Origin of the sequence: Solibacillus sp. FSL R5-0449 (assembly GCF_037975215.1) — a bacterium.
Taxonomy (GTDB): domain Bacteria; phylum Bacillota; class Bacilli; order Bacillales_A; family Planococcaceae; genus Solibacillus.
Window position 1 is genome coordinate 1,713,902 of the sequence record NZ_CP150239.1, and the last position, 20,671, is coordinate 1,734,572.

16 protein-coding genes and 1 riboswitch are annotated in these 20,671 nt (G+C 37.4%); of the genes, 3 read left to right on the forward strand and 13 right to left on the reverse strand.

The window, feature by feature from the left end; genetic code table 11:
* Positions 1-246 precede the first annotated feature (246 nt).
* Together recQ and MKY27_RS08365 are read right to left on the reverse strand one after the other, a co-directional pair.
* Positions 247-2,013 (reverse strand): DNA helicase RecQ, encoded by a 1,767-nt coding sequence (gene recQ, locus MKY27_RS08360; protein ID WP_339199427.1) that lies wholly within the window; start codon positions 2,011-2,013, stop codon positions 247-249.
* A gap of 741 nt (positions 2,014-2,754) precedes the next feature.
* Positions 2,755-3,936, reverse strand: a complete 1,182-nt coding sequence (locus tag MKY27_RS08365; protein WP_339199431.1) for an MFS transporter — start codon at positions 3,934-3,936, stop codon at positions 2,755-2,757.
* A gap of 309 nt (positions 3,937-4,245) precedes the next feature.
* Here MKY27_RS08365 and MKY27_RS08370 point away from each other — a divergent pair, with 309 nt between their 5' ends.
* The gene (locus MKY27_RS08370) at positions 4,246-5,850 is read left to right on the forward strand and encodes an ABC-F family ATP-binding cassette domain-containing protein (RefSeq protein WP_339199434.1); all 1,605 of its coding nucleotides are present in this window, start codon (positions 4,246-4,248) and stop codon (positions 5,848-5,850) included.
* Between the two features lie 57 nt (positions 5,851-5,907).
* Here the strand turns inward: MKY27_RS08370 and MKY27_RS08375 are convergent, their stop codons facing one another.
* From MKY27_RS08375 to MKY27_RS08385, 3 genes are all read right to left on the reverse strand, one after another.
* Positions 5,908-7,593: a hypothetical protein gene (locus tag MKY27_RS08375; protein WP_339199437.1), complete on the reverse strand. Its 1,686-nt coding sequence runs from the start codon at positions 7,591-7,593 to the stop codon at positions 5,908-5,910.
* A 193-nt stretch (positions 7,594-7,786) separates the two neighbouring features.
* Positions 7,787-7,987 (reverse strand): cold-shock protein, encoded by a 201-nt coding sequence (locus tag MKY27_RS08380; RefSeq protein WP_079526785.1) that lies wholly within the window; start codon positions 7,985-7,987, stop codon positions 7,787-7,789.
* Positions 7,988-8,205: 218 nt separating this feature from the next.
* Complete coding sequence (locus tag MKY27_RS08385) at positions 8,206-8,496, reverse strand: DUF1033 family protein (RefSeq protein ID WP_339176481.1); 291 nt, start codon at positions 8,494-8,496, stop codon at positions 8,206-8,208.
* Between the two features lie 296 nt (positions 8,497-8,792).
* Between MKY27_RS08385 and MKY27_RS08390 the strand changes: the two genes are divergently transcribed.
* Both MKY27_RS08390 and MKY27_RS08395 read left to right on the forward strand, forming a co-directional pair.
* Entirely contained in the window at positions 8,793-9,440 is a 648-nt protein-coding gene (locus MKY27_RS08390; RefSeq protein WP_339176482.1) for a 5-bromo-4-chloroindolyl phosphate hydrolysis family protein, read from the forward strand.
* Positions 9,441-9,443: 3 nt separating this feature from the next.
* Complete coding sequence (locus tag MKY27_RS08395; RefSeq protein ID WP_339176484.1) at positions 9,444-10,556, forward strand: toxic anion resistance protein; 1,113 nt, start codon at positions 9,444-9,446, stop codon at positions 10,554-10,556.
* Between the two features lie 46 nt (positions 10,557-10,602).
* Here the strand turns inward: MKY27_RS08395 and MKY27_RS08400 are convergent, their stop codons facing one another.
* The 8 genes from MKY27_RS08400 to MKY27_RS08435 all read right to left on the reverse strand — a co-directional run bounded on the left by MKY27_RS08400 (position 10,603) and on the right by MKY27_RS08435 (position 20,572).
* Positions 10,603-10,800, reverse strand: a complete 198-nt coding sequence (locus MKY27_RS08400; RefSeq protein WP_339199440.1) for a DUF6501 family protein — start codon at positions 10,798-10,800, stop codon at positions 10,603-10,605.
* 326 nt (positions 10,801-11,126) lie between these two features.
* On the reverse strand, positions 11,127-11,861 hold the full coding sequence (locus MKY27_RS08405) for an amino acid ABC transporter ATP-binding protein (protein WP_339176485.1): 735 nt from the start codon (positions 11,859-11,861) through the stop codon (positions 11,127-11,129).
* Position 11,862: 1 nt separating this feature from the next.
* A complete protein-coding gene (locus MKY27_RS08410) occupies positions 11,863-12,609 on the reverse strand; it encodes an amino acid ABC transporter permease (protein ID WP_339199443.1) in 747 nt (248 codons plus the stop codon).
* Positions 12,610-12,733: 124 nt separating this feature from the next.
* The gene (locus tag MKY27_RS08415; RefSeq protein ID WP_339176488.1) at positions 12,734-13,570 is read right to left on the reverse strand and encodes a transporter substrate-binding domain-containing protein; all 837 of its coding nucleotides are present in this window, start codon (positions 13,568-13,570) and stop codon (positions 12,734-12,736) included.
* 114 nt (positions 13,571-13,684) lie between these two features.
* Positions 13,685-13,872, reverse strand: a riboswitch (Lysine riboswitch).
* 145 nt (positions 13,873-14,017) lie between these two features.
* Complete coding sequence (odhB, locus tag MKY27_RS08420; protein WP_339199446.1) at positions 14,018-15,283, reverse strand: 2-oxoglutarate dehydrogenase complex dihydrolipoyllysine-residue succinyltransferase; 1,266 nt, start codon at positions 15,281-15,283, stop codon at positions 14,018-14,020.
* A gap of 93 nt (positions 15,284-15,376) precedes the next feature.
* Positions 15,377-18,184 carry a 2-oxoglutarate dehydrogenase E1 component gene (locus MKY27_RS08425; protein ID WP_339199450.1) on the reverse strand — a complete coding sequence of 936 codons (2,808 nt, stop codon included), beginning with the start codon at positions 18,182-18,184 and terminating at the stop codon, positions 15,377-15,379.
* Between the two features lie 316 nt (positions 18,185-18,500).
* A complete protein-coding gene (locus MKY27_RS08430; protein ID WP_339199453.1) occupies positions 18,501-19,898 on the reverse strand; it encodes a HAMP domain-containing histidine kinase in 1,398 nt (465 codons plus the stop codon).
* A 2-nt stretch (positions 19,899-19,900) separates the two neighbouring features.
* The gene (locus MKY27_RS08435) at positions 19,901-20,572 is read right to left on the reverse strand and encodes a response regulator transcription factor (protein ID WP_339199456.1); all 672 of its coding nucleotides are present in this window, start codon (positions 20,570-20,572) and stop codon (positions 19,901-19,903) included.
* Between the last annotated feature and the right edge of the window lie 99 nt (positions 20,573-20,671).

Below are 20,671 nucleotides of genomic sequence, written 5' to 3' on the forward strand. Positions count from 1 at the left end.
TATTCTTATTAAACTATGAATACAGAATTTTTACAATATCTTAACTTAAAGTTTAATGATTTAAACCGTAAAATAGTCAAAAAAGAATGTACTGCACATGGCAATACATTCCTTTAGTATAGTGAGATAGCAAATTCAATGAGTAAATTGAATTTAATCACTGAAAGTATTTTTTTAGAACATACTGGATTTTTTTATGAAAAGTTTAATTTTGAGCTATTGTTAATACTGTAATTATTTAACATTCTATTGGGTGTTAGCAATAATTGCCTCAATAAATGTTTTACCGTATTTCTCCAATTTGCTCTCCCCTACACCGCTAACTTCTAAAAATTGTGTACTGTTTTTAGGTTTACGAACACACATATCCTTTAACGATTTATCGGAGAAAACAACAAAAGGCGGAACTTTTTCCCGATCGGCAATTTCTTTGCGTATTTTACGAAGAATTTCAAATAGAGGATCATTTTGCTCTACTGTCGATTCAATAATACGCGCTTCTTTACGCAATACCTTTTTTTGTCCAAGCAGCACTTCTTTACCTTCATCGGAAATCGATAATGTCGGAAACTGCCCATTATTCACGACGATCAGTTTTTCTGAAATTAAAAACTCGATGAAGCTGGCAATCTCTTTCGCATTCATAGCACGTAAAATACCGTAAGTGGGCAGCTTTTGGAAATTGAATTCAAGCACTTTTTTACTGCGTGACCCAGCCAATACAGAAGCAGTTAACTGTTTCCCGAATTTCTGGCCCATTCGTACGATACATGACAATACTTTCTGTGCATCAGTCGTTACATCCAGCTGAGGACGATCATCTGTACAATTCGCACATTTCCCGCAATCTTGACCTGCCTCATCACCAAAATACTCGATAATATAACTTTGAAGACAGCGCTCTGTATGACAGTAATCAATCATCGCATGCAGCTTTTGCAGTTCAAATGGAATTCGAGAACGATCTTGTGCCTGATCGATTAAAAAACGCTGTGTTTGTTCGTCGGAAGAGCTGTATAGTAATATACATTCACTATCCAGTCCATCACGTCCAGCACGTCCTGCCTCCTGATAATAACTCTCCATATTGCGTGGCATGTTGTAATGCAGCACATAGCGTACATTGGTCTTATTTATTCCCATACCAAAAGCATTTGTTGCGACCATTATTTGAACTTCATCATTTAAAAAGCGATTTTGTTCATATGTACGGTCTTCTTCAAACATACCACCATGATATTTCGCTACGGCAAAACCCGCTTTGTTCAGCATCTCATAGACCGCTTCCACCGATTTTCGAGTAGCGGCATAAATAATGCCTGCTTCATTTTCATTTGCTTTCACATATTTCTTTATATAGGCTTCTTTGTTTTCCCCAAGCAACACCGAAAATGTTAAATTTTCACGTGCAAAACCGGTTATAAAAGTATTTTCCTTTTCAATGGAAAGAAGCTGTTGGATATCTGCACTTACCTCTTCAGTAGCAGTGGCTGTCAATGCAATAACAGTCGGTTTCTTTTTCCATAAATGCAACAGTTGCTGGATAGACCGGTAACTTGGACGGAAATCATGCCCCCACTGTGAAATACAATGTGCTTCATCAATAGCTAATAACGGCACATTTATTTGGGAAAGTTCCATACAAAATCGCTCATTTTCAAGTCTTTCCGGAGCAATATAAAGCAATTTGATTTTACCGCTTTGTACACCATACATAACGTCTTGTACTTCTTCATAACTAAGTGAACTGTTAATGTAAGCAGCTGAAATCCCGCTCGACACAAGCATGTCTACCTGGTCTTTCATTAGAGAAATCAATGGTGAAATAACAAGTGTCGTACCTTCCATACATAAAGCTGGAATTTGATAGCAAAGGGATTTCCCTCCACCTGTTGGCATAATAACAAGGGTATCTTGGTTATTTAACACATTATCGATAATTTGGGTTTGACCAGGACGGAAAGAGTCATAACCAAAGTTTGTTTTTAAATGTTGTAATGCTAGTGAAATCATAATCCCTCCTAAATAACTTCAATTTCTCTATTATACATGCAAATAAAAGTTCGTAAAAGGGAGTTTAGTTTACATAATATAGTTATTGAGTTATTTACTCTAATACATTGAATAGATTTTCGATGATATGTCCCCTATTTTCAATAATTTCGACATATAAAAATAGAACCCTTTCTTTATCTAGAAACAATTTATTTGCATTATTTTATGGTTTGGTTTACTTCTTAATTGCTTATTTTAGTATATAATTTTCTAATATATAGTGTCGGATAATATGTATAGTTTTAAAAAGGGGTTGTATAACTGTTCCAATTGGGCTGGGGTTCTGTGGTATTTTCTAATAAAATTCTAAAAGTTCTAATATAAATTTATTTGTTCTAATAAAAGTCGGATGTTCTAATATATCAACGTGTTATTCAAATAAATAGACTGAATGTTCTAATAATGTAGAGGGATCTTCTAATATCAATCCCCCATCTTCTAATAAAGCACTGAATTGTTCTAATAAAAATCAAAGTTAAGTTCTTCCCTAGTAACTCATCTGTCAGAAGCATTGATCGGCACGATTCTTTCTAATATCGAGTCAAAATGTTCTAATATCTTCCCGGCTTCTTCTAATAAGCCCCTCCGATTTTCTAATAAAACCTCAAACATTAATATAGTAAACTATAATCAGATTATGTAAACTAAATCCCCTTCATCAAAAAAAGAAGTGACTGAACCGAATCAGACACTCCTCCATTATACTGATTTCTTTTGCCTTTGCATTCTCATAATCGAAAGTGACATAAAAGCGAATAATATGACGATAATCCACTTCGTAACATAATGCGTACCGGTCACATCATACACAATTCCGATAATAAGTGGAACAATCGCACTCATCATAAAACCGCCAGACAATACCATGGAGCTCCATTCATTTGCTTCGGCTTTATTTTTTGCTTCATCCAAAGGAAGCATTAACCCGATCGGGAATAATCCGCTAAGTACAAAACCGAAAACTACCGCGCTCACCCAAATTGCCCAAACTTCATTGATAAAAAATACAGCCGAACCGAATAGCCCCACCATAATTAAACTATGCAGCCATATGATTCGGTTGGGATAACGATTAATGAAAGATGGAATCAGTAAATTCCCTGCCAGCTGTACGATGGTTATCAATGTTAAGACAGAACCAGCCGTTAACAAGGCCATCTCCTGTTCCAGCGCTACGGAAGTGAGCCATGTCGTCAAACTGAAAAACAGTGACGTTTGGAAACCGAAAAATAAAAGAATCGACCAGGCTACTTTATTTTTCCATGGATTTCGCCTCTCCACGGTCTGAGAACTAATACTAGATGTAACACCTGAATCCTTCACGACAGTAAACCAGCTGATCATCGCGATAATGGCCAATACACCCCATATTCCTAATGCAAGTGACCAATTCCCGTCGAATGTCTTATATATAATAGCCGTGAAACCGGCACTTAATGTAGCTCCGAACCCCATCGCAAAGGAATAGACCCCAATGACCGGTTCCATTTTTGTCGGAAACATTTCTTTTATATAGGCATTAATAATCGGACTGATGATCGCAATTGCAAATCCTGCCAAGAAACTCGTTACAATGAGTGCACCATAATTCGAAAATACAATTCTTGCCGCCGTAGCAAGACCGATCAAGGCGATTAAAATGGTAACCGACCAGCGATACCCGTACTTTTTTTGTATTGGTACTGCCAAAGGAGCAAACAGGCCCATACAAAATACCGGGATTGAGGTCAGTAAACTCATATGGGTACTCGAAACTTGTAAAGCTTCCCTTATTGTCGATAGAATTGGACCGACAGATGTAATAGCCGGACGCAGATTGATGGAAACAAGTATAATCGAAAAAATAATGAAAACAGATTTTCCTTTTGATAATTGCTTCATATTTCGTTCCTCGTTTCTCTTTTAATAACTCCATCGTAAAACGGATGAAAATGTATGACCATTAAATGATTTTGCTTTTGATAATTGCTTCATATTTCGTTCCTCGTTTCTCTTTTAATAACTCCATCGTAAAACGGATGAAAATGTATGACCATTAAATGATTTTGCTTTATAAGATTCGTTTATTTCCGATGCGCTGTTATTTAATTTAAGAATAAGACATGCTATAATAGAAACATTGTGTGCAAAAGAGAATTCTCTTTTTTAAGCAATCGAAAATACAAAGAAACAATTCAAGGAGGTACTTGCATGATTCAAGTATCAGGTGTAGGTCTACGTTATGGTGACCGTAAATTATTTGACGATGTAAATATTAAATTCACTCCAGGTAACTGTTATGGTCTAATCGGAGCAAACGGTGCTGGTAAATCGACATTCTTAAAAATCTTATCTGGTGACATCGAGGCACAAGAAGGCCACGTATCAATGGGTAAAGATGAGCGTCTTTCAGTATTAAAGCAAAACCACTTCGAATACGATGAATTCAACGTATTGGATACAGTTGTAATGGGTAACAAACGCCTTTGGGAAGTAAAAGCTGAAAAAGATGCAATCTACATGAAACCTGAAATGACAGACGAAGATGGTATGCGTGCTGCTGAGCTTGAAGGCGAATTCGCTGACATGAACGGTTGGGAAGCAGAATCTGATGCAGCCACTCTTTTAAACGGTCTAGGTATCGGCGATGACATGCACTACATGATGATGGCTGACTTGGAAGGTTCTGACAAAGTAAAAGTATTACTTGCGCAAGCTTTATTCGGTAAGCCGGATGTATTATTACTGGATGAACCTACCAACCACTTGGACTTAAAAGCGATTAAATGGCTGGAAGAGTTCTTAATTAATTTTGAAAACACAGTAATCGTTGTATCCCATGACCGTCACTTCTTAAATAAAGTATGTACACATATCGCAGACTTAGACTTCGGTAAAATCAAACTTTATGTAGGTAACTACGATTTCTGGTATGAGTCTTCACAATTAGCTCAAAAGTTAATGGCTGACCAAAATGCGAAAAAAGAAGAAAAAATTAAGGAATTAAAAGACTTCATTGCTCGTTTCTCTGCAAACGCGTCGAAATCTTCTCAAGCAACTTCTCGTAAAAAAATGCTTGATAAAATCGAGCTGGATGACATTCAACCATCTAGCCGTAAATATCCATTCATCAACTTCCAAATCGGCCGTGAAATCGGTAATGACGTATTAACAGTTGATGGGTTAACAGCTTCACAAGATGGCGAAATTTTATTCAAAGATATGCGCTTCTCTATGAACAAAGAAGACAAAATCATCCTTTTAGGTTCTCCAAATGCAAAATCTGCATTAATGGATATTTTAATGGATCGTCAAAAGGCTGATGCTGGCACGTACAAATGGGGTGTTACAACATCTCAAAGCTATTTCGAAATGGATCATGACCAATACTTCGGCGGTAACGAAAAGTCATTGGTTGAATGGTTACGCCCTTATTCTCCTGAAGATGAAACAGAATCGTTCCTACGTGGTTTCCTAGGCCGTATGTTATTCTCTGGTGAAGAAGTGAAGAAATCTCCGGCAGTATTATCCGGTGGTGAAAAAGTGCGCTGTATGCTTTCTAAAATGATGCTTTCAAACTCGAACGTATTATTATTGGATGAGCCAACAAACCACTTAGACCTTGAGTCAATCCAAGCATTGAATGAAGGCTTAATCCGCTTCAAAGGTGCGATGATCTTTACATCACATGACCACCAATTCATTCAAACAATCGCAAACCGCGTAATCGAAATCCGTGAAGACGGTTCTATTTTAGATAAACCATTAACATATGATGAGTATCTAGAGTGGAAAGATGCACAAGGTTTAAGCTAATAAACGAAAAAGAAGGAGGCAGTTATTCTGCCCTCCTTCTTTTTATTTTGAACATTATTAGGTAATCGTATTTTTATAAATGTCGAGTAGTTCATGCAATTGCTTTTTCTTTTTTTCATCAGCCTTTAATTGATCCAGTTTTTCTATATATTGTGTAATGGAATAACGGGAAAGGACCGGTAAATCAAACGTTTGCACAAGCAGATCAAAGAATATTTGCTGTTCATCCGACAAATAGATCGTAAGCGGGTAATCCTCAGTGAAAACATATTGTCCTTTAGTATTTCTACCGATTTGTGGTGCATAATCCGGTAATGAAAATGATAATTCAGGTTGCGGCACCAGTGCCTCAACAATTTCCCCGTCATTCATCGACCACATTTTGTCAAATTTATATTCCCATGTGAAGTTTGCAGCCATTCGGTAACGCGCTTCGGTCCAGCCTTTATTGTACCGACGATTTGTATCAAGCCCGATATTTTGTTCTTTCATTCGTTTTAAAAGTAATTTATACTCTTCCTTCACTAACAAATAATCATCGATATATGCAGATAATGAAATATCCAAATTCTTCAGTTGGTCATCCATATATTTTTTAAAATAAGGATTTTCCATTTGCTCTGTTAGAGACTTATCAAGCTGTTCACGTGCTTTAAGACGCGCTGTTTCATCTATTTCTATATCGAAATCCTGCTTCAAATAATTAAATAATCCATAGATCTCCCCTACTTCTTCATTTGCCATTCGATAAGCAAACGATTTATTAGGAATATTTTCATCCAAGTGATAATTTTCATATTCAAACAACTGTAATGTAATACCCTTATGCTTCCGCAGCTTGCTGGGATCAAATGAAGGTATTTCATTGTAGTGATAATGTAACTCTCCACCTAGTTCCCAATCTATGCTCCGCTCCGCGATTTCAAAGAGTTTCAGTAAATCATTCACAACTGCCGGATCTTCATTTCCTGCAGCTGTTTCTTGCTCAATTGCATTTTGATACTGTTTGAAATTATACCTTGCCAATTCCTGAAAGTTGTTCTTTTTTTCTATCAAGTAAATCAAACGGGTTTGTTCTTCTGTTAACCGATGCCGGTCAAAATCTTCTGAAGCGAGAATAATTTCTCCAGCCTGATTTTTAGCGAAATCTAGATAATAAGTAGAAACTGTAAAAGGCAAATCTAAATCAGTCCCAGTAGGATCAATATGAATAAATTCACTTACAGCTAAATATTCCTGATAATCAAAAGATATTCCCAACTTCTTTGCATACCAGTCTTCCTGATCGCCTTTTGGATAAATTGTACCCGAATCAAACATATTCCTTTCTAAAATTTCATGTTCTTTATTAACGAGTAAATACTCCTCGATATAGTCCTGCTTGGTAATTTCAAGCTCTTGGAACATCTTCTCAAAATATTGTTTTAATAGTGGATTTTGCATATCATATGTAACTTGCTCATCTAAAATTTTCAGCTGTAATTGGCGCTTTTCATCGCTTAACGTAGTATTTTGCTGTTGTAAATAATCGATCAGTGCATATTTAGAGATCGCTTCACTTAGTGCAGAAGACTTTACCGCTTCTTTTGATCGTATATTTCCATCTCGGTAGAATTTCTCATATTGATTAATTTTTAAATATGTCTCGAATAGGGGTTTTTTATTATCTTGACTTTCCGCAAGAACGTTCACTTGTTCATCGGTTTCTTTACTTTGCTTTTTCTCATAAAACGTTGCAAACAAACCAGCTAATATTAAAATAATAATAATTCCCCATGTTAATATTCTTTTTTTCTTAATACTTAAACTATGTACTTTTCGTATTGGAATCTCAACCTTCCTTCAGTTTTCCCTAGATTATATCACTATATGTAAATATTTGTAATGCAAAAGAAAAAGCCGCGTAAATGAATACGCAGCTTCGGAATTTGTACAATTATAATTTGATTACATTAGATGCTTGTGGTCCGCGGTTGCCATCTACAACTTCGAATTCCACTTGTTGTCCTTCTTCCAATGTTTTGAAACCTTCACCTTGAATTGCAGAGAAGTGTACGAATACATCGTTTTCTCCTTCTACCTCGATGAAGCCAAAACCTTTTTCTGAGTTAAACCATTTTACTGTACCTTGTTTCATCAATAAATACCTCCAAAAATAAAAGTTAACAATTAAAAAACCAAATAAAAAAACACATATTACAAGAGTACCGATCCACTAACTCGATTACTGTTTGTAATATGTAAAGCCATTGTATTCGGTCAATCTTTCAATTGTTAAATATAGTATATATATCATAATTATGACTGTCAATTACCATTTGGTAAATTAAGCAAATTTTCAATCAAATGCAGTTATTATTGTGTAATCGCTTCTGGTGTCAAAACAATTATACCGTGATAAATTTGGGCATCGTCATCACACGCTTCACAAAATTCACATTCATCCTCAGACCAAAATGCATAAAATCGTTCATTTTTATGTGCTTCAAACTCATATTTGTTTCGAAATTGAGTAAGCAAATGATTCAATGCCATTTGGAATTGATGTTCTGTATCATATTGATCTGTTGATACGATATACTCTTCCCAACCGTCAAATTGCCACCAAGGCTCATAATCCGCCTTCATATAAATAATTTTATACATATACATTATCCTTTCTTTCTCTATATTTTATACACTTTTGTCTGTGATGTCTAATAATGCTTATTATATTAGGGGAAGAATGGAAATCAAAATAATTGTGCTGCTTTCCAAATCATTTTACTTTTTAATAGAGCCAAAACTTGTTACGATTAATAAAAAGCCGCCATTTCTATTTCGGTTGAAATATTTGGTATGTAATAATTAATTCTGTTGATTATTCTGCAATATAGTAAGTAAAATTGAAACTTTTTTACGTTTCATACGTATCAATAGTATCGAGTAAAGGAGGTATGAAAATGCTTGGTCCTATAAATTTTCTAACACGGCATCTAATTAATGTATTAGTTTTTTCCACAGCAGTAACACTTACGTTTGTTAATTTTACCGGAATGACAACGATGCTGGCATTACCTCTTGGAGCAGCAGCATATTTCATCAGCAATAAAGTAACTTACGCTATTCAGAAAACGACACAGAGTAAAAAAATTGGGCTTTCCAAATCGGAATACAATTTAATCGAAGCACAATTAAAACAGGCCCGTTCACATATTCAGGCATTAAATCAGCAATATGTCCGAGTGCGTTCGGTACGTTCGTTCAAGCAAATCAATGAAATGCAAAAACTGGCAAAACGCATTATCAATATTGTACAGACAAATCCACACAAATTTTATGCAGTGGAAGATTTCTTCTATGCACACTTGCCGTCAGCCGTACAGCTGTCCGATAAATACACGTTACTGACAAAAGAGCAGGTGCCTGGTACTGAAGTGCATTTAGCATTGGAAGATACACGCAGAACTTTAAAAGAACTGCAAATTACGATGGAATCAGATTTGAAAAGTGCTTTATCTTCGGATATCGAAAACTTGAAAATCGAACTCGACTTTGCAAAATTGTCGAATGAAAAGCGTAAAGATCGATTAAAAATCGGCGGTGAGTAACAAATGAATATGACAAATAATCCATTTGATGCCTTTACAGCGAGTGAAAACGTTGACTTGCAAGTAAGTAAAGAACAATTTGCGGTGAATGTTGCAAACAATGCAGCCTCACCGCTTTTCGCATCATTATCAAATGACATGAAACAACGGGCATTGCAGCTGGCCCAAAATTTAGAACCAAAAAATTATGAAACCGTTCTGGCATTTGGTTTGCCGGCGCAAGAAGCATTAAAAAAGTTCACGACCCAGATGCTGCAGTATATTCAGCGCAAAGATGTACGGAAAGTCGGTGAAGTATTATCCGATTTGATGCAGCATTTGGAGATGATTGACCCGGATGCTTTAATCGAACAGGAAAAAGGTTTTTTTGCTAAACTGTTCAGTCGTTCCACACAGTCTATTCAAGAAATTATGACCCATTACAATAAGTTGAGTAAACGGATTGACCGCTTAAGTATTCAACTGGAATATAACCAAAATGCATTATTAAACGATTATCAGTTTTTAAATAAGCTGTATGCGATCAATGAAGATTATTTTCAGGAAATCAATGTTTATATTGCAACACTGGAAATAAAAAAACAGCATATGCGCGATGTTGTGTTACCTGCACTTCAAAAAGAAATTGTAGAAGGACAAAATCCATTTAAACAGCATGAATTGAAAGATATTGAAATGCAAATCGAATGGATTGACCGCCGTATGTATGACCTGGAACTGTCCCGTGAAGTGGCAATCCAGTATGCCCCGCAAATCCGGATGATTCAACAAACAAATCAAATGCTGATCGAAAAAATTCAAAGTTCGATTATGACGACGATTCCTTTATGGCAGTCGCAAATAGCGATGTTATTAAATATGAACAATCAGCGTCGAGCAATACGTTCCCAGGAGCGTCTGATGGATGCATCGGAACAATTAATGCGTAAGAACGGCAAAATGCTGGAAGTGTCCAAAAAAGCGGCAAACCGTCCAGCATTATCCCATAGTGATATTGACCGCTTTAAACAGACCCAAATGCAATTGCTGCACGATATTGAGGATACATTACGGGTGCACGTTGAAACAGACGAAAAGCGTCACGCAATCGAACATACAATCTTAGAGCAAAAATAAAAAGGTGTGCGAAAAAGCCATAATGACTTTTCGCACACCTTTTATTTTAAGCGAAGTATTCTTTGTAGAAACCGCCAACTTCACCTGTATTGTCGATGACAAAAATGAACTCTTCTGTTTCGTTTTTCACTTCATACTCTTTACCTGCTGTTAAAACATTTGATACTAAATATTTCGATGCATCTGTATGTACGCATTTTACTGTGCGAATTGTCGGAGCATCTTTCCAATTTAAATGTAACATGTTGTTCCCTCACTTTTATCTATTATCGATACTCTCCTATTTTATATGATTTTCCTGTCAGTGGAAAGCGAGTTGTAGTAAAAATCAACTTTTCTTGTTTCTAAATGAACTCATTCAAGTTAAACTCCTAAATTTATCGCTGTTTGAGATATTTGATAGAACAACTTTTCCATGTTAAACTCACAAACAGAGGTGGAAATAATGGTATTTGGTAGTGTTCCGATGTGGTTTTTCGCGATTGCCATTGCTTTTGCAATTGTATTTATAATAATAAGCGAATGGAATTCACGAAAATAAGCTCGCAGTTAACTGCGAGCTTATTGCTTTTACCGTAATGTTCGTTTCAGGAACTCTTTTGTACGGTCGTGTTTCGGGTTTACGAGCAATTGTTCCGGAGGGCCTTCTTCAACGATAACCCCTTTATCCATAAATACAATCCGGTCTGATACTTCTTTGGCGAACTCCATTTCATGAGTAACAATCAGCATTGTATTTCCCTGGTCTGCCAGATGGCGCATTACCTTCAATACTTCCCCTACCATTTCAGGGTCAAGCGCTGATGTCGGTTCATCAAACAGCATTACATCCGGATCCATCGCTAATGCACGAGCAATGGCAACACGTTGTTTCTGTCCACCGGATAAGTGTTTCGGTTTCGCATTCTTATAGGCACTCATGCCGACAAGCTCCAAATACTTCATCGCATTTCGTTCGGCTTCCTCTTTAGAACGCTTCAACACTTTAATTTGACCAACAATACAGTTATTTAGCACATCCAGATTATTGAATAAATTGAACTGCTGGAATACCATACCTAAATGCGTACGGTACTTTTCAATTTGATGACCGTCATTTAAAATATTCTCACCATTGTAGATGATTTCCCCTGCTGTTGGTGTTTCCAGTAAATTAATGCAGCGTAACAGTGTCGATTTCCCTGAACCGGAAGATCCGATCAATGTTACGACTTCCCCTTTGTTTACCTGGAAATTAACATCTTTTAAAACTTCGTGATCACCGAATTTTTTATTTAAATGGTTAATATCAATTACAACTGCCATCTTATTCACCATCCTTATCTAGCTTGTTGCCTGTAATAAGTTCCACTTTATACGAAGACGGGCCATCCATCTTTTTCTCGAATAATAGTAAGAAACGAGTTACAGTAAATGTCATGATAAAGTATAATACCGTCGCGATAAAGAACGCTTCGATGTATTTGTAGTTACTGCCTGCGATCGAATTCGCTGTAAAGAACAGCTCCACTACCGAAATGACACTTAATACAGATGAATCTTTAATATTCATAACGAACTGATTCCCTGTTGCAGGTAAAATATTGCGCGCTACTTGCGGCAGCACAATATGAATCATTGTTTGCAGGTGATTCATACCAATCGCCTGTGCAGCTTCAAATTGCCCTTTATCAATCGATACGATACCACCGCGTACATATTCGGCCATATAGGCGCCTGTGTTTAAACTGATGACGATAGAGGCTGCTAAAAAGCGGTCAATATCGATGCCTAAATAGACAAGACCGTAAAATACGACCATCGCTTGTACCATCATCGGCGTTCCTCTAAAAATTTCCACATATGCTGTTAAAATAAAATTAACAACCTTCAATAGTGCTGATTTAATATTTTTTTTACGTTGTGGAATTGTGTGCATAATCCCGATGAAAAATCCGATCAGCGTTCCGCAAATTGTCCCGATAATTGCCAAGAGCAGTGCTGTCCATGCGCCTCGTACAAATAAATCCCAGTTGTCCGTAAACAAGTTCCATGATGATTCTAAAAATGCCATCGCCTTGTCCTCCGTTTCTATCTTTGTTTATATTATTTATGTACGAAATGATCATTTTAATAGAAAAAGGTTGTCTTCCGTCTGCCGGCAAGACAACCTCATTAAAACTGTTAATCCAACACGATTATTGTGCTGCTGGTTGATTTGCAATTGCGTCTTCCATTAATTGTTGACGCTCTTCTTCCGAAATTTCAGCTAAAACTTTGTTAATTTGTTCACGTAAATCAGAACCCTTTTTCAAACCTACCGCTACAGCTGTTGACGCTTCATCTGCTTCGAAGTTTGGCTCAGGTACGATGTATTTAATGTTATTCAGTGCCATCTCAGCAGAGATCCCTTCTGGACGTTCTGAAACATATCCATCAATTGCGCCTGACTGTAATTGTACACGCATTGCACCAAAATCAGTTGCCGCTACTTGTTTTTGAACACCTTCGATTTGATCGATTACATCATAGTGTGTTGTCGCTTGCTGACCAGTAATTTTCGCACCTGCAAAGTCAGATAATGAAGTTGCATTAGCATATGGGCCGTCTTCTTTTACAACGATGACATAGTCACTTGTATAATAGTTCTCTGTAAAATCAACTACTTCCTTACGTTCAGGCATTGGTGACATACCAGCAATTACTAGATCAATGGCACCTGATTGTAGTGATGGAATTAAACCATCCCAGTCTGTCTTAACAATTTGAAGTTCCATGTCCAGACCTTCAGCGATTTTCTTCGCGATTTCCACGTCATAGCCTGCTGCGTATTCCTTAGAACCTTTAATTTGAACTCCGCCATTGGCATCATCTTTTTGTGACCAGTTGAAAGGTGCATACGCTGCTTCCATTCCAATTTTAAGCACTTTTTTGTCGGAATCAGAACCGCCTGTAGTACCTTCTTCGCTCGAGCCACATGCAGCCAGCAATAGCATTGTCATGGCTGTCAGTAAAATTAATAGTCTCTTTTTCATAGAAAATCTCTCCTCTTTTGTTAAATTTCGGACGCATTATATGCAAAAAACGACCTAAAAGAAGAACTTTAGGTCGTTTAAATTATAATTAGCCCGAATCCTCTACAGTTCCCATTTTGAGATAGCACAACTCAACCATCAGGGATATAGATGATTGAGACAGTTCTGCAATTGTTCACTGCAGACCCAGCATTGTAAAATTGAGCATTTACAACACTTCGGCGATATTTCCTTCTTTTATATTTCACAGCCAGCTCATGGCTCCATATAAAACTGTTAAGTATCGCGCCTCTACCTCACGAGATTGTGAGGTTTTAATATGAAATTGATAAGTTTTATATTACATTATTGCGACATTTCCGTCAACAATCATTTTTCTGAAATTTTAAGGTAAAAAAAGTAAATGCGCAATACATAAAGTATCGCGCATTCGTAGAGAAAATACTATTAAGAATTTAATAATAAATCTTCTGGGTTTTCGATCATTTCTTTAACTGTTTTCAGGAAGCCAACAGAATCTTTACCATCGATGATACGGTGGTCGTAAGATAATGCTACATACATCATTGGACGAATTTGAACTTCACCATTAACAGCTACTGGACGGTTTACGATTGAGTGCATACCTAAAATACCAGCTTGAGTACCGTTCATGATTGGTGTTGACATTAATGAACCGAATACACCACCGTTAGTGATAGTGAATGATCCGCCAGCCATGTCGTTTAAGCCTAATTTTTTGTCGCGTGCTTTTCCAGCTAACTCTGCAATGTTTTTCTCGATCTCAGCAAAGTTTTTCGCATTTGCATCACGAACAACTGGTACTACTAAACCTTCTTCAGTTGATACGGCAATACCGATATCGAAGAAGTTGTTTAAGTGAATTTCATCACCGTTAATTTGTGCATTTACATATGGATATTTCTTCAATGCTGCTACTACAGCTTTTGTGAAGAATGACATGAAGCCTAATTTAATATCGTTAGCTTTCACGAACTCATCTTGTTTACGTTTACGTAAAGCCATAATGTTCGTCATATCAATTTCGTTGAATGTAGTTAACATTGCAGTTGATTGCTTAACTTCTAATAGACGTTTTGCAATTGTTTGACGACGACGGCTCATTTTTTCAACTGTTACACGGTCTGTGTCAGCTGCTGGTGTAAAGATCATTGGACCGTTACCTGCTGCTGGTGCTTGAGTAGCTGATGCTGCAGGAGCTGCTGGTGCTGTACCATGAGCTGCAACGTCTTGTACACGTACGCGACCTTGTGGATCAACAGGTGAAATTGCTGCTAAGTCGATGCCTTTTTCACGAGCTAATTTACGAGCTGCCGGTGAAGCGATTACACGCTCACTTGAAGTTTCTTCGGCAGCAACTGGAGCCGGAGCTGCTTTAGGAGCTTCTTCTTTTGCTGGAGCCGGAGCTGCTTTAGGAGCTTCTTCTTCTTTAGCTGCTGGTGCAGGTGCTGCGCCTTCGCCAGCTTCAACAACTGCGATTACTTGTCCTACTAATACAGTATCGCCTTCTTCAGCTAAAATTTGCTTTAAAACGCCTGCTTCTTCAGAGATGATTTCAGCATTAACTTTATCAGTTTCTAACTCAACGATGAATTCGCCTTTTTCTACGCGATCTCCAACTTTTTTCACCCACTGGGCAATTGTACCTTCAGTAATTGATTCTGCTAATTCAGGGACTTTAATTTCAGCCACGTTCATATCCTCCTTTAATTACGCTACACATCCATTGTATAGCAAGCCACTTCTATTTTAAATAGAAGCAGCTCTTTTTAAACAAATCATTTATTACTTTTCAAGTGCTTCGTTCACTAATTTCGCTTGTGCTGCTTTATGTGAATCGCCATCACCTTCAGAAGTTGAGCTCATTGCAGGACGTCCTACATAGCGCACTTTTTTGCCTTCTGCGATATCATATAATGTTTCAAGAACATATGTCCATGAACCTTGGTTTTTCGGTTCTTCCTGTACCCAAACGATTTCTTTAACATTCGGGAAACGAGCGATAATATCTTTCACTTGTTGTGCAGGGAATGGATAAATTTGTTCAACACGAACAATGTGTAAGTGATCTAAGCCTTCGCCGTCTTTCACGCGTTCAGCTAAATCGATCATTACTTTACCAGTACCAAGTACTACTTTTTCAACCGCTTCTGTGTTTTTGCCTAAACCTTCTTGCTCGATTACTTCTTGGAAGCGACCGTTTGCAAGCTGTTCAGCAGTAGCTGCAGCAAGTGGGTGACGTAAAAGTGATTTTGGAGAAACCACTACTAATGGACGTACACCTTCAGTACCTAATAATGCAGCTTGACGGCGTAATAAGTGGTAGTAGTTGCCTGCATTTGAACAGTTCGCTACGAACCAGTTATTTTCTGCAGATAACTGCAGGAATCGTTCCATACGGCTTGATGAGTGTTCTGGACCTTGGCCTTCATAACCATGTGGTAATAGAAGTACGAATCCAGATTTTTGACCCCATTTAGCGCGTGCACTTGAGATGAAGTTATCAAACATTACTTGTGCCATGTTCGCAAAGTCACCGAATTGTGCTTCCCATACAGATAATACATTTTGGTTTTCTAGATTATACCCGTATTCGAAACCTACTACACCTGCTTCTGTAAGTGGTGAGTTATAAACTGAGAATGATGCTTTTGCACCTTCAATGTGGTGTAACGGTGTAAATTCAGAACCATTGTTTTTATCATGTAATACTAAGTGACGTTGAGAGAACGTACCACGCTGAGCATCCTGACCAGTGAAACGAACAGGTGTGCCATCTTGTGTGATTGTTGCATATGCTAATGTTTCAGCATGACCCCAGTCGATTTTGCCATCTTTGAATGCATCACGGCGTTTAGCTAAAATTTTACCTAACTTGTTTTGCGGTTCAAAACCATCTGCAAAGACAAGAAGATCTTCATTTACTTTAGCAAGACGTTCAGCATCTACTTTCGTATCGATTTCAGGGAATTCGATTTTAAGTTCTTCCGGCATGTTAGGCGTTACATGCTCGTCTTTTTCAGCCATTTCTTTTACATGATCATACGCAGCTTGCATTTCTGCATAAATAGAAGTATCTAATGCTTTTACTTCATCAGCAGACAGAACACCTGCTTCTGCTAATTCTGCACCGTATAATGCACGAATTGGTTCATGTTTTGCTACTAATTTATATGTTTCAGGGTTTGTTACTGTCGGATCATCTGTTTCGTTATGACCGTAACGGCGGTAACCGATTAAGTCGATTACGATATCCTTTTTGAACTTCGCACGGTATTCCGCAACAAAGCGACCAACAGCTGCTACTGTTTCAGGGCTGTCAGCGTTTACATGGATTACCGGAATATCATAGCCTTTTGCAGGGTCAGATGAATAATTAGATGAACGTGAATCATGTAATTCAGTTGTGAAACCGATCATGTTGTTCGCGATAATTTGAACAGTACCACCTGTTTTGAATCCTGCTGTTTGAGAGAAGTTGAAGCCTTCCGTTACAATCCCTTGACCAGCGAATGCCGCGTCACCGTGTAAAATGATACCGAATGCATTTGATGGATCATGTTTTGCAACACCTGCTTCTGATACATCATCTTGTGCTGCACGTACAGAACCGATTACAAGCGGATTCCCTACTTCTAAGTGAGATGGGTTGTATGCTAATTTAACGTTCAATCCTGAATCATGAGTGTAAGATGCACCCATATGATATTTAACATCGCCAGTCCAGCCTTTTGTAATTTCTAATTTACCGTCTTCAGGGAAGAATAGGTCATTAGAAACATGGGCGAAATCAGAGAACATCATATCGTATGGTTTATTTAATACGTGAGTTAATACGTTTAAACGACCACGGTGTGCCATACCGATACGAACGTTTTTTACACCTTTCGCTTCAGCTGATTTGATAATTTCATCTAATAAAATGATTTGAGTGTCTAAACCTTCTCCAGAGAAACGTTTTTGACCAACAAATGTTTTATGAATGAATTTTTCAAAGTTTTCAATGCGTGTTAAACGCTCTAATACTGCTTTCTTTTCATCAGCAGATAACGTTTTTTTGAATGTGCCGCCTTCTACTTGCGCTTCGATCCAAGCACGTTCTTCCGGATTTTGTAAATGTGCAACTTCCACACCAATTTTATCAGTGTAGACAGATTTTAAATAATCAATTGCTTCCTTACCGTTTGTAACACCTGCAGGAACATTAGCGAAAAATACTGATGCAGGAATAGCCTGTAAATCTGCTGCTGTTAAATTGAATACGCTTTCTTCAATGCGCGAAGTATCTAATTGACGATTTTTTAATGGGTATAAATCTGCTGCTAAATGGCCGTACTCACGAATTGATTCTGCCAACTTAACTGCTGCTAAAACTTTTTTGTAGTCTCCAGTACCTGTTACTGCTGCTGTTGCAACCGGTTGTTGACCATCTGCAAATACAGGACCACCGTAAGCCTGGAATAATTCCACTAGTTCCGGTTCTACTTCTTCAGGAGATTGCAGGAATAAGTCATACTGCTCTAATACATAACCTAAGTTAGGACCAGAAAACGCTGACCATGGAGAACCTGCAGGTAATACATTGTTCGACATGAAAATAACCTCCAAATTTTTGCCTTATGGCTGTTCCAATAATTTACTTAAAAAGGTATAATTTTGTATATTACAATACAAAAATTACCTTCTTTTGTACGTAGATAAATTAAGTACCCTCTTTTTATCTACCAAAACAAAGCAAATAATATTTTATCATTCTTCCACATGGACTAAAAGCACATTTATATACGGCGGAAGAACATTTTTTCCATCTCAATCTTACTACTCTTCACAAAAAATACAACTCTTTTTATCAAATTAAGCAATTTTTTTCGTGAACTATTGAAATAGTAATTAGATTGAGAAAAATTATTCATTTTTTAAGAAGTTTAAGGTAAAAAAAGGTACCTTTCTGTATTTTACTTTCGACATCAATTTCCACTTCATATTTATCTGCGAGCATCTTTGTAATACTTAACCCAAGTCCAGTACCTGCAATTTTATTAGTTCGTGATGCATCCACTCGGTAAAACCGATCGAAAATATGTGGTAAATGTTGTTCAGAAATACCGATACCATTGTCTTCTATCTTAACTAAAATCTGCGACTGTAATTCATTATAATCAATTGTTACATGAAGATTTGGAACATTGCTATTATATCGTATACTATTACTCAAAATATTTCTAAAGATTTGCGCTAAAGCATGCTCGGTAATGGAGGCAGCCGCTTTATCACCGTTTACGGTCAGACGAAACTCAGTGCTGGGATGGAGCTGCAGTAATTCATCTCTTACTTGTTCGTATACTTGTTCTATATCAGCTGAAGCCTTTTCATCTGCCTGTTCCCTTCTTGCCAGTTGCAATAGTTCCTCAATCATTTTCCTCATACGCGCAATTTCGGTTAACGAAGTGTTTAATGCTTCTTCCATTACTTCCGGTTCGTCTTTCCCCCACCGTTTGATTAAAGATAAATGACCTTCAATAACTTGAATCGGTGTTCGCAGTTCATGTGAGGCATCTGCGACAAACTGTTGCTGCTTTGTAAATGAAATTTCAAGTTCATTCATCAAAGTACGATACATATGAAGTAAGTCGCCAATTTCATCTTTTGCCGTATAATCAAATTTCGGCTGGGCTGCAAACCCGTTTTTTCTGACGAAACTCATGGCATCCCTTAACTGAACAAGCGGTTTCATTAACATATTCGATAAGTAATAACTGATCATAACCGAAAATAAAATGGCACCGAAACCGATAATAAAGATGGTCGTCAAAATATAGTTCATCATCGAATGAAATGCTGCTAAAGGGTGAATCAGCTGCATAATTCCTTGAAATTGACCGATCTGAACGACTCTGTGGATGACATAGTTCTCAGAACCTGAAATCATCTGCTTTTCAATCACTGTTGAATAATAATTTTGAGTTTTTGGCAGTTGTGCAGCAGGCGCAGCATCATTGATACGCATTACCTCAATACCATCCAAATTAAATACACGTACTGTTTGTTCCTGATTTAAAATAGCTTTCATCAATGCTGTGTTGTTTTGAAGCGCCTGTACTGTAACAGTGTTTCCTTGTGATTCAAAATAGGTTGTCATATCATCAACCGTTCGCAATGCATTTTTTTCCTCATTATGAATCAGCCATGTTTGCAGCGCGATATACAGCACAACAGATATGAGGGTATAGCTTACAAAAATCGTTACGCCGACTGCGAGCATCCACTTCGATTTTAAGGAAAGGTTCAGTAATTTATTTTTCATCATCCTCACCCGCGTATCACATAGCCAACACCACGTACAGTTTCAATGTACGGAGTATTTTCTGTTTGCAGTTTTGAACGTAAATGGCGAATATATACATCGACTACATTAGTTTCTACCTCAGAATCAAATCCCCAAACCATTTCTAAAATATGTTCCCTTGTACATACATGATTTTTGTTCTCCACAAGCAGCTTTAATAAATCGAATTCTTTCCTCGTAAGCTCGATTTTGTTATTTTCAAATATTACTTCATATGCCTGAACATCAATTACCAAGTCTCTAAAAACGAGTTGCTTAGATTTTTGAGTGTGCGTGACTCTCCTTAATATCGAACGAATCCGGGCCAGTAGTTCCTCGATCGCAAAAGGCTTCACAATATAGTCATCTGCCCCTGCATCCAATCCTGACACACGGTCCATGACTTCATCACGTGCGGTTATTAACAGAATCGGTACATCGCTGAATTTACGTATTCTTCTGCATACTTCAATTCCATTTAATTGCGGCAGCATGACATCGAGTAAAATACAGTCGAATTGTTCACTTTCCGCGAATTCGAGACCCGTCCTCCCATCATATGCAGTAACGGTTTCAAACTGCTCATGCTTAAGTTCCAATTCAAGGAAACGCGCAATATTCTTTTCATCTTCAATAATTAAAATCTTCTGGTTCATCAGCTTCCCTCTCTATCAACAATCTATATCAACATTTAGTGTACCATTTGTATTTTACAATAAAAAAAGAATACGGAGTAAATTTCCGTATTCTTGAAA

Bases quoted from the DNA above. Each gene is read 5' to 3' on its own strand.
- MKY27_RS08425 (WP_339199450.1), bottom strand. From the start codon at position 18,184: ATGTCGAACAATGTATTACCTGCAGGTTCTCCATGGTCAGCGTTTTCT.
- MKY27_RS08430 (WP_339199453.1), bottom strand. From the start codon at position 19,898: ATGATGAAAAATAAATTACTGAACCTTTCCTTAAAATCGAAGTGGATG.
- MKY27_RS08405 (WP_339176485.1), bottom strand. From the start codon at position 11,861: ATGGCAGTTGTAATTGATATTAACCATTTAAATAAAAAATTCGGTGAT.
- MKY27_RS08400 (WP_339199440.1), bottom strand. From the start codon at position 10,800: ATGTTACATTTAAATTGGAAAGATGCTCCGACAATTCGCACAGTAAAA.
- MKY27_RS08370 (WP_339199434.1), top strand. From the start codon at position 4,246: ATGATTCAAGTATCAGGTGTAGGTCTACGTTATGGTGACCGTAAATTA.
- MKY27_RS08410 (WP_339199443.1), bottom strand. From the start codon at position 12,609: ATGGCATTTTTAGAATCATCATGGAACTTGTTTACGGACAACTGGGAT.
- MKY27_RS08385 (WP_339176481.1), bottom strand. From the start codon at position 8,496: ATGTATAAAATTATTTATATGAAGGCGGATTATGAGCCTTGGTGGCAA.
- MKY27_RS08395 (WP_339176484.1), top strand. From the start codon at position 9,444: ATGAATATGACAAATAATCCATTTGATGCCTTTACAGCGAGTGAAAAC.
- MKY27_RS08435 (WP_339199456.1), bottom strand. From the start codon at position 20,572: ATGAACCAGAAGATTTTAATTATTGAAGATGAAAAGAATATTGCGCGT.
- MKY27_RS08390 (WP_339176482.1), top strand. From the start codon at position 8,793: ATGCTTGGTCCTATAAATTTTCTAACACGGCATCTAATTAATGTATTA.
- MKY27_RS08365 (WP_339199431.1), bottom strand. From the start codon at position 3,936: ATGAAGCAATTATCAAAAGGAAAATCTGTTTTCATTATTTTTTCGATT.
- MKY27_RS08415 (WP_339176488.1), bottom strand. From the start codon at position 13,570: ATGAAAAAGAGACTATTAATTTTACTGACAGCCATGACAATGCTATTG.
- recQ (WP_339199427.1), bottom strand. From the start codon at position 2,013: ATGATTTCACTAGCATTACAACATTTAAAAACAAACTTTGGTTATGAC.
- MKY27_RS08380 (WP_079526785.1), bottom strand. From the start codon at position 7,987: ATGAAACAAGGTACAGTAAAATGGTTTAACTCAGAAAAAGGTTTTGGC.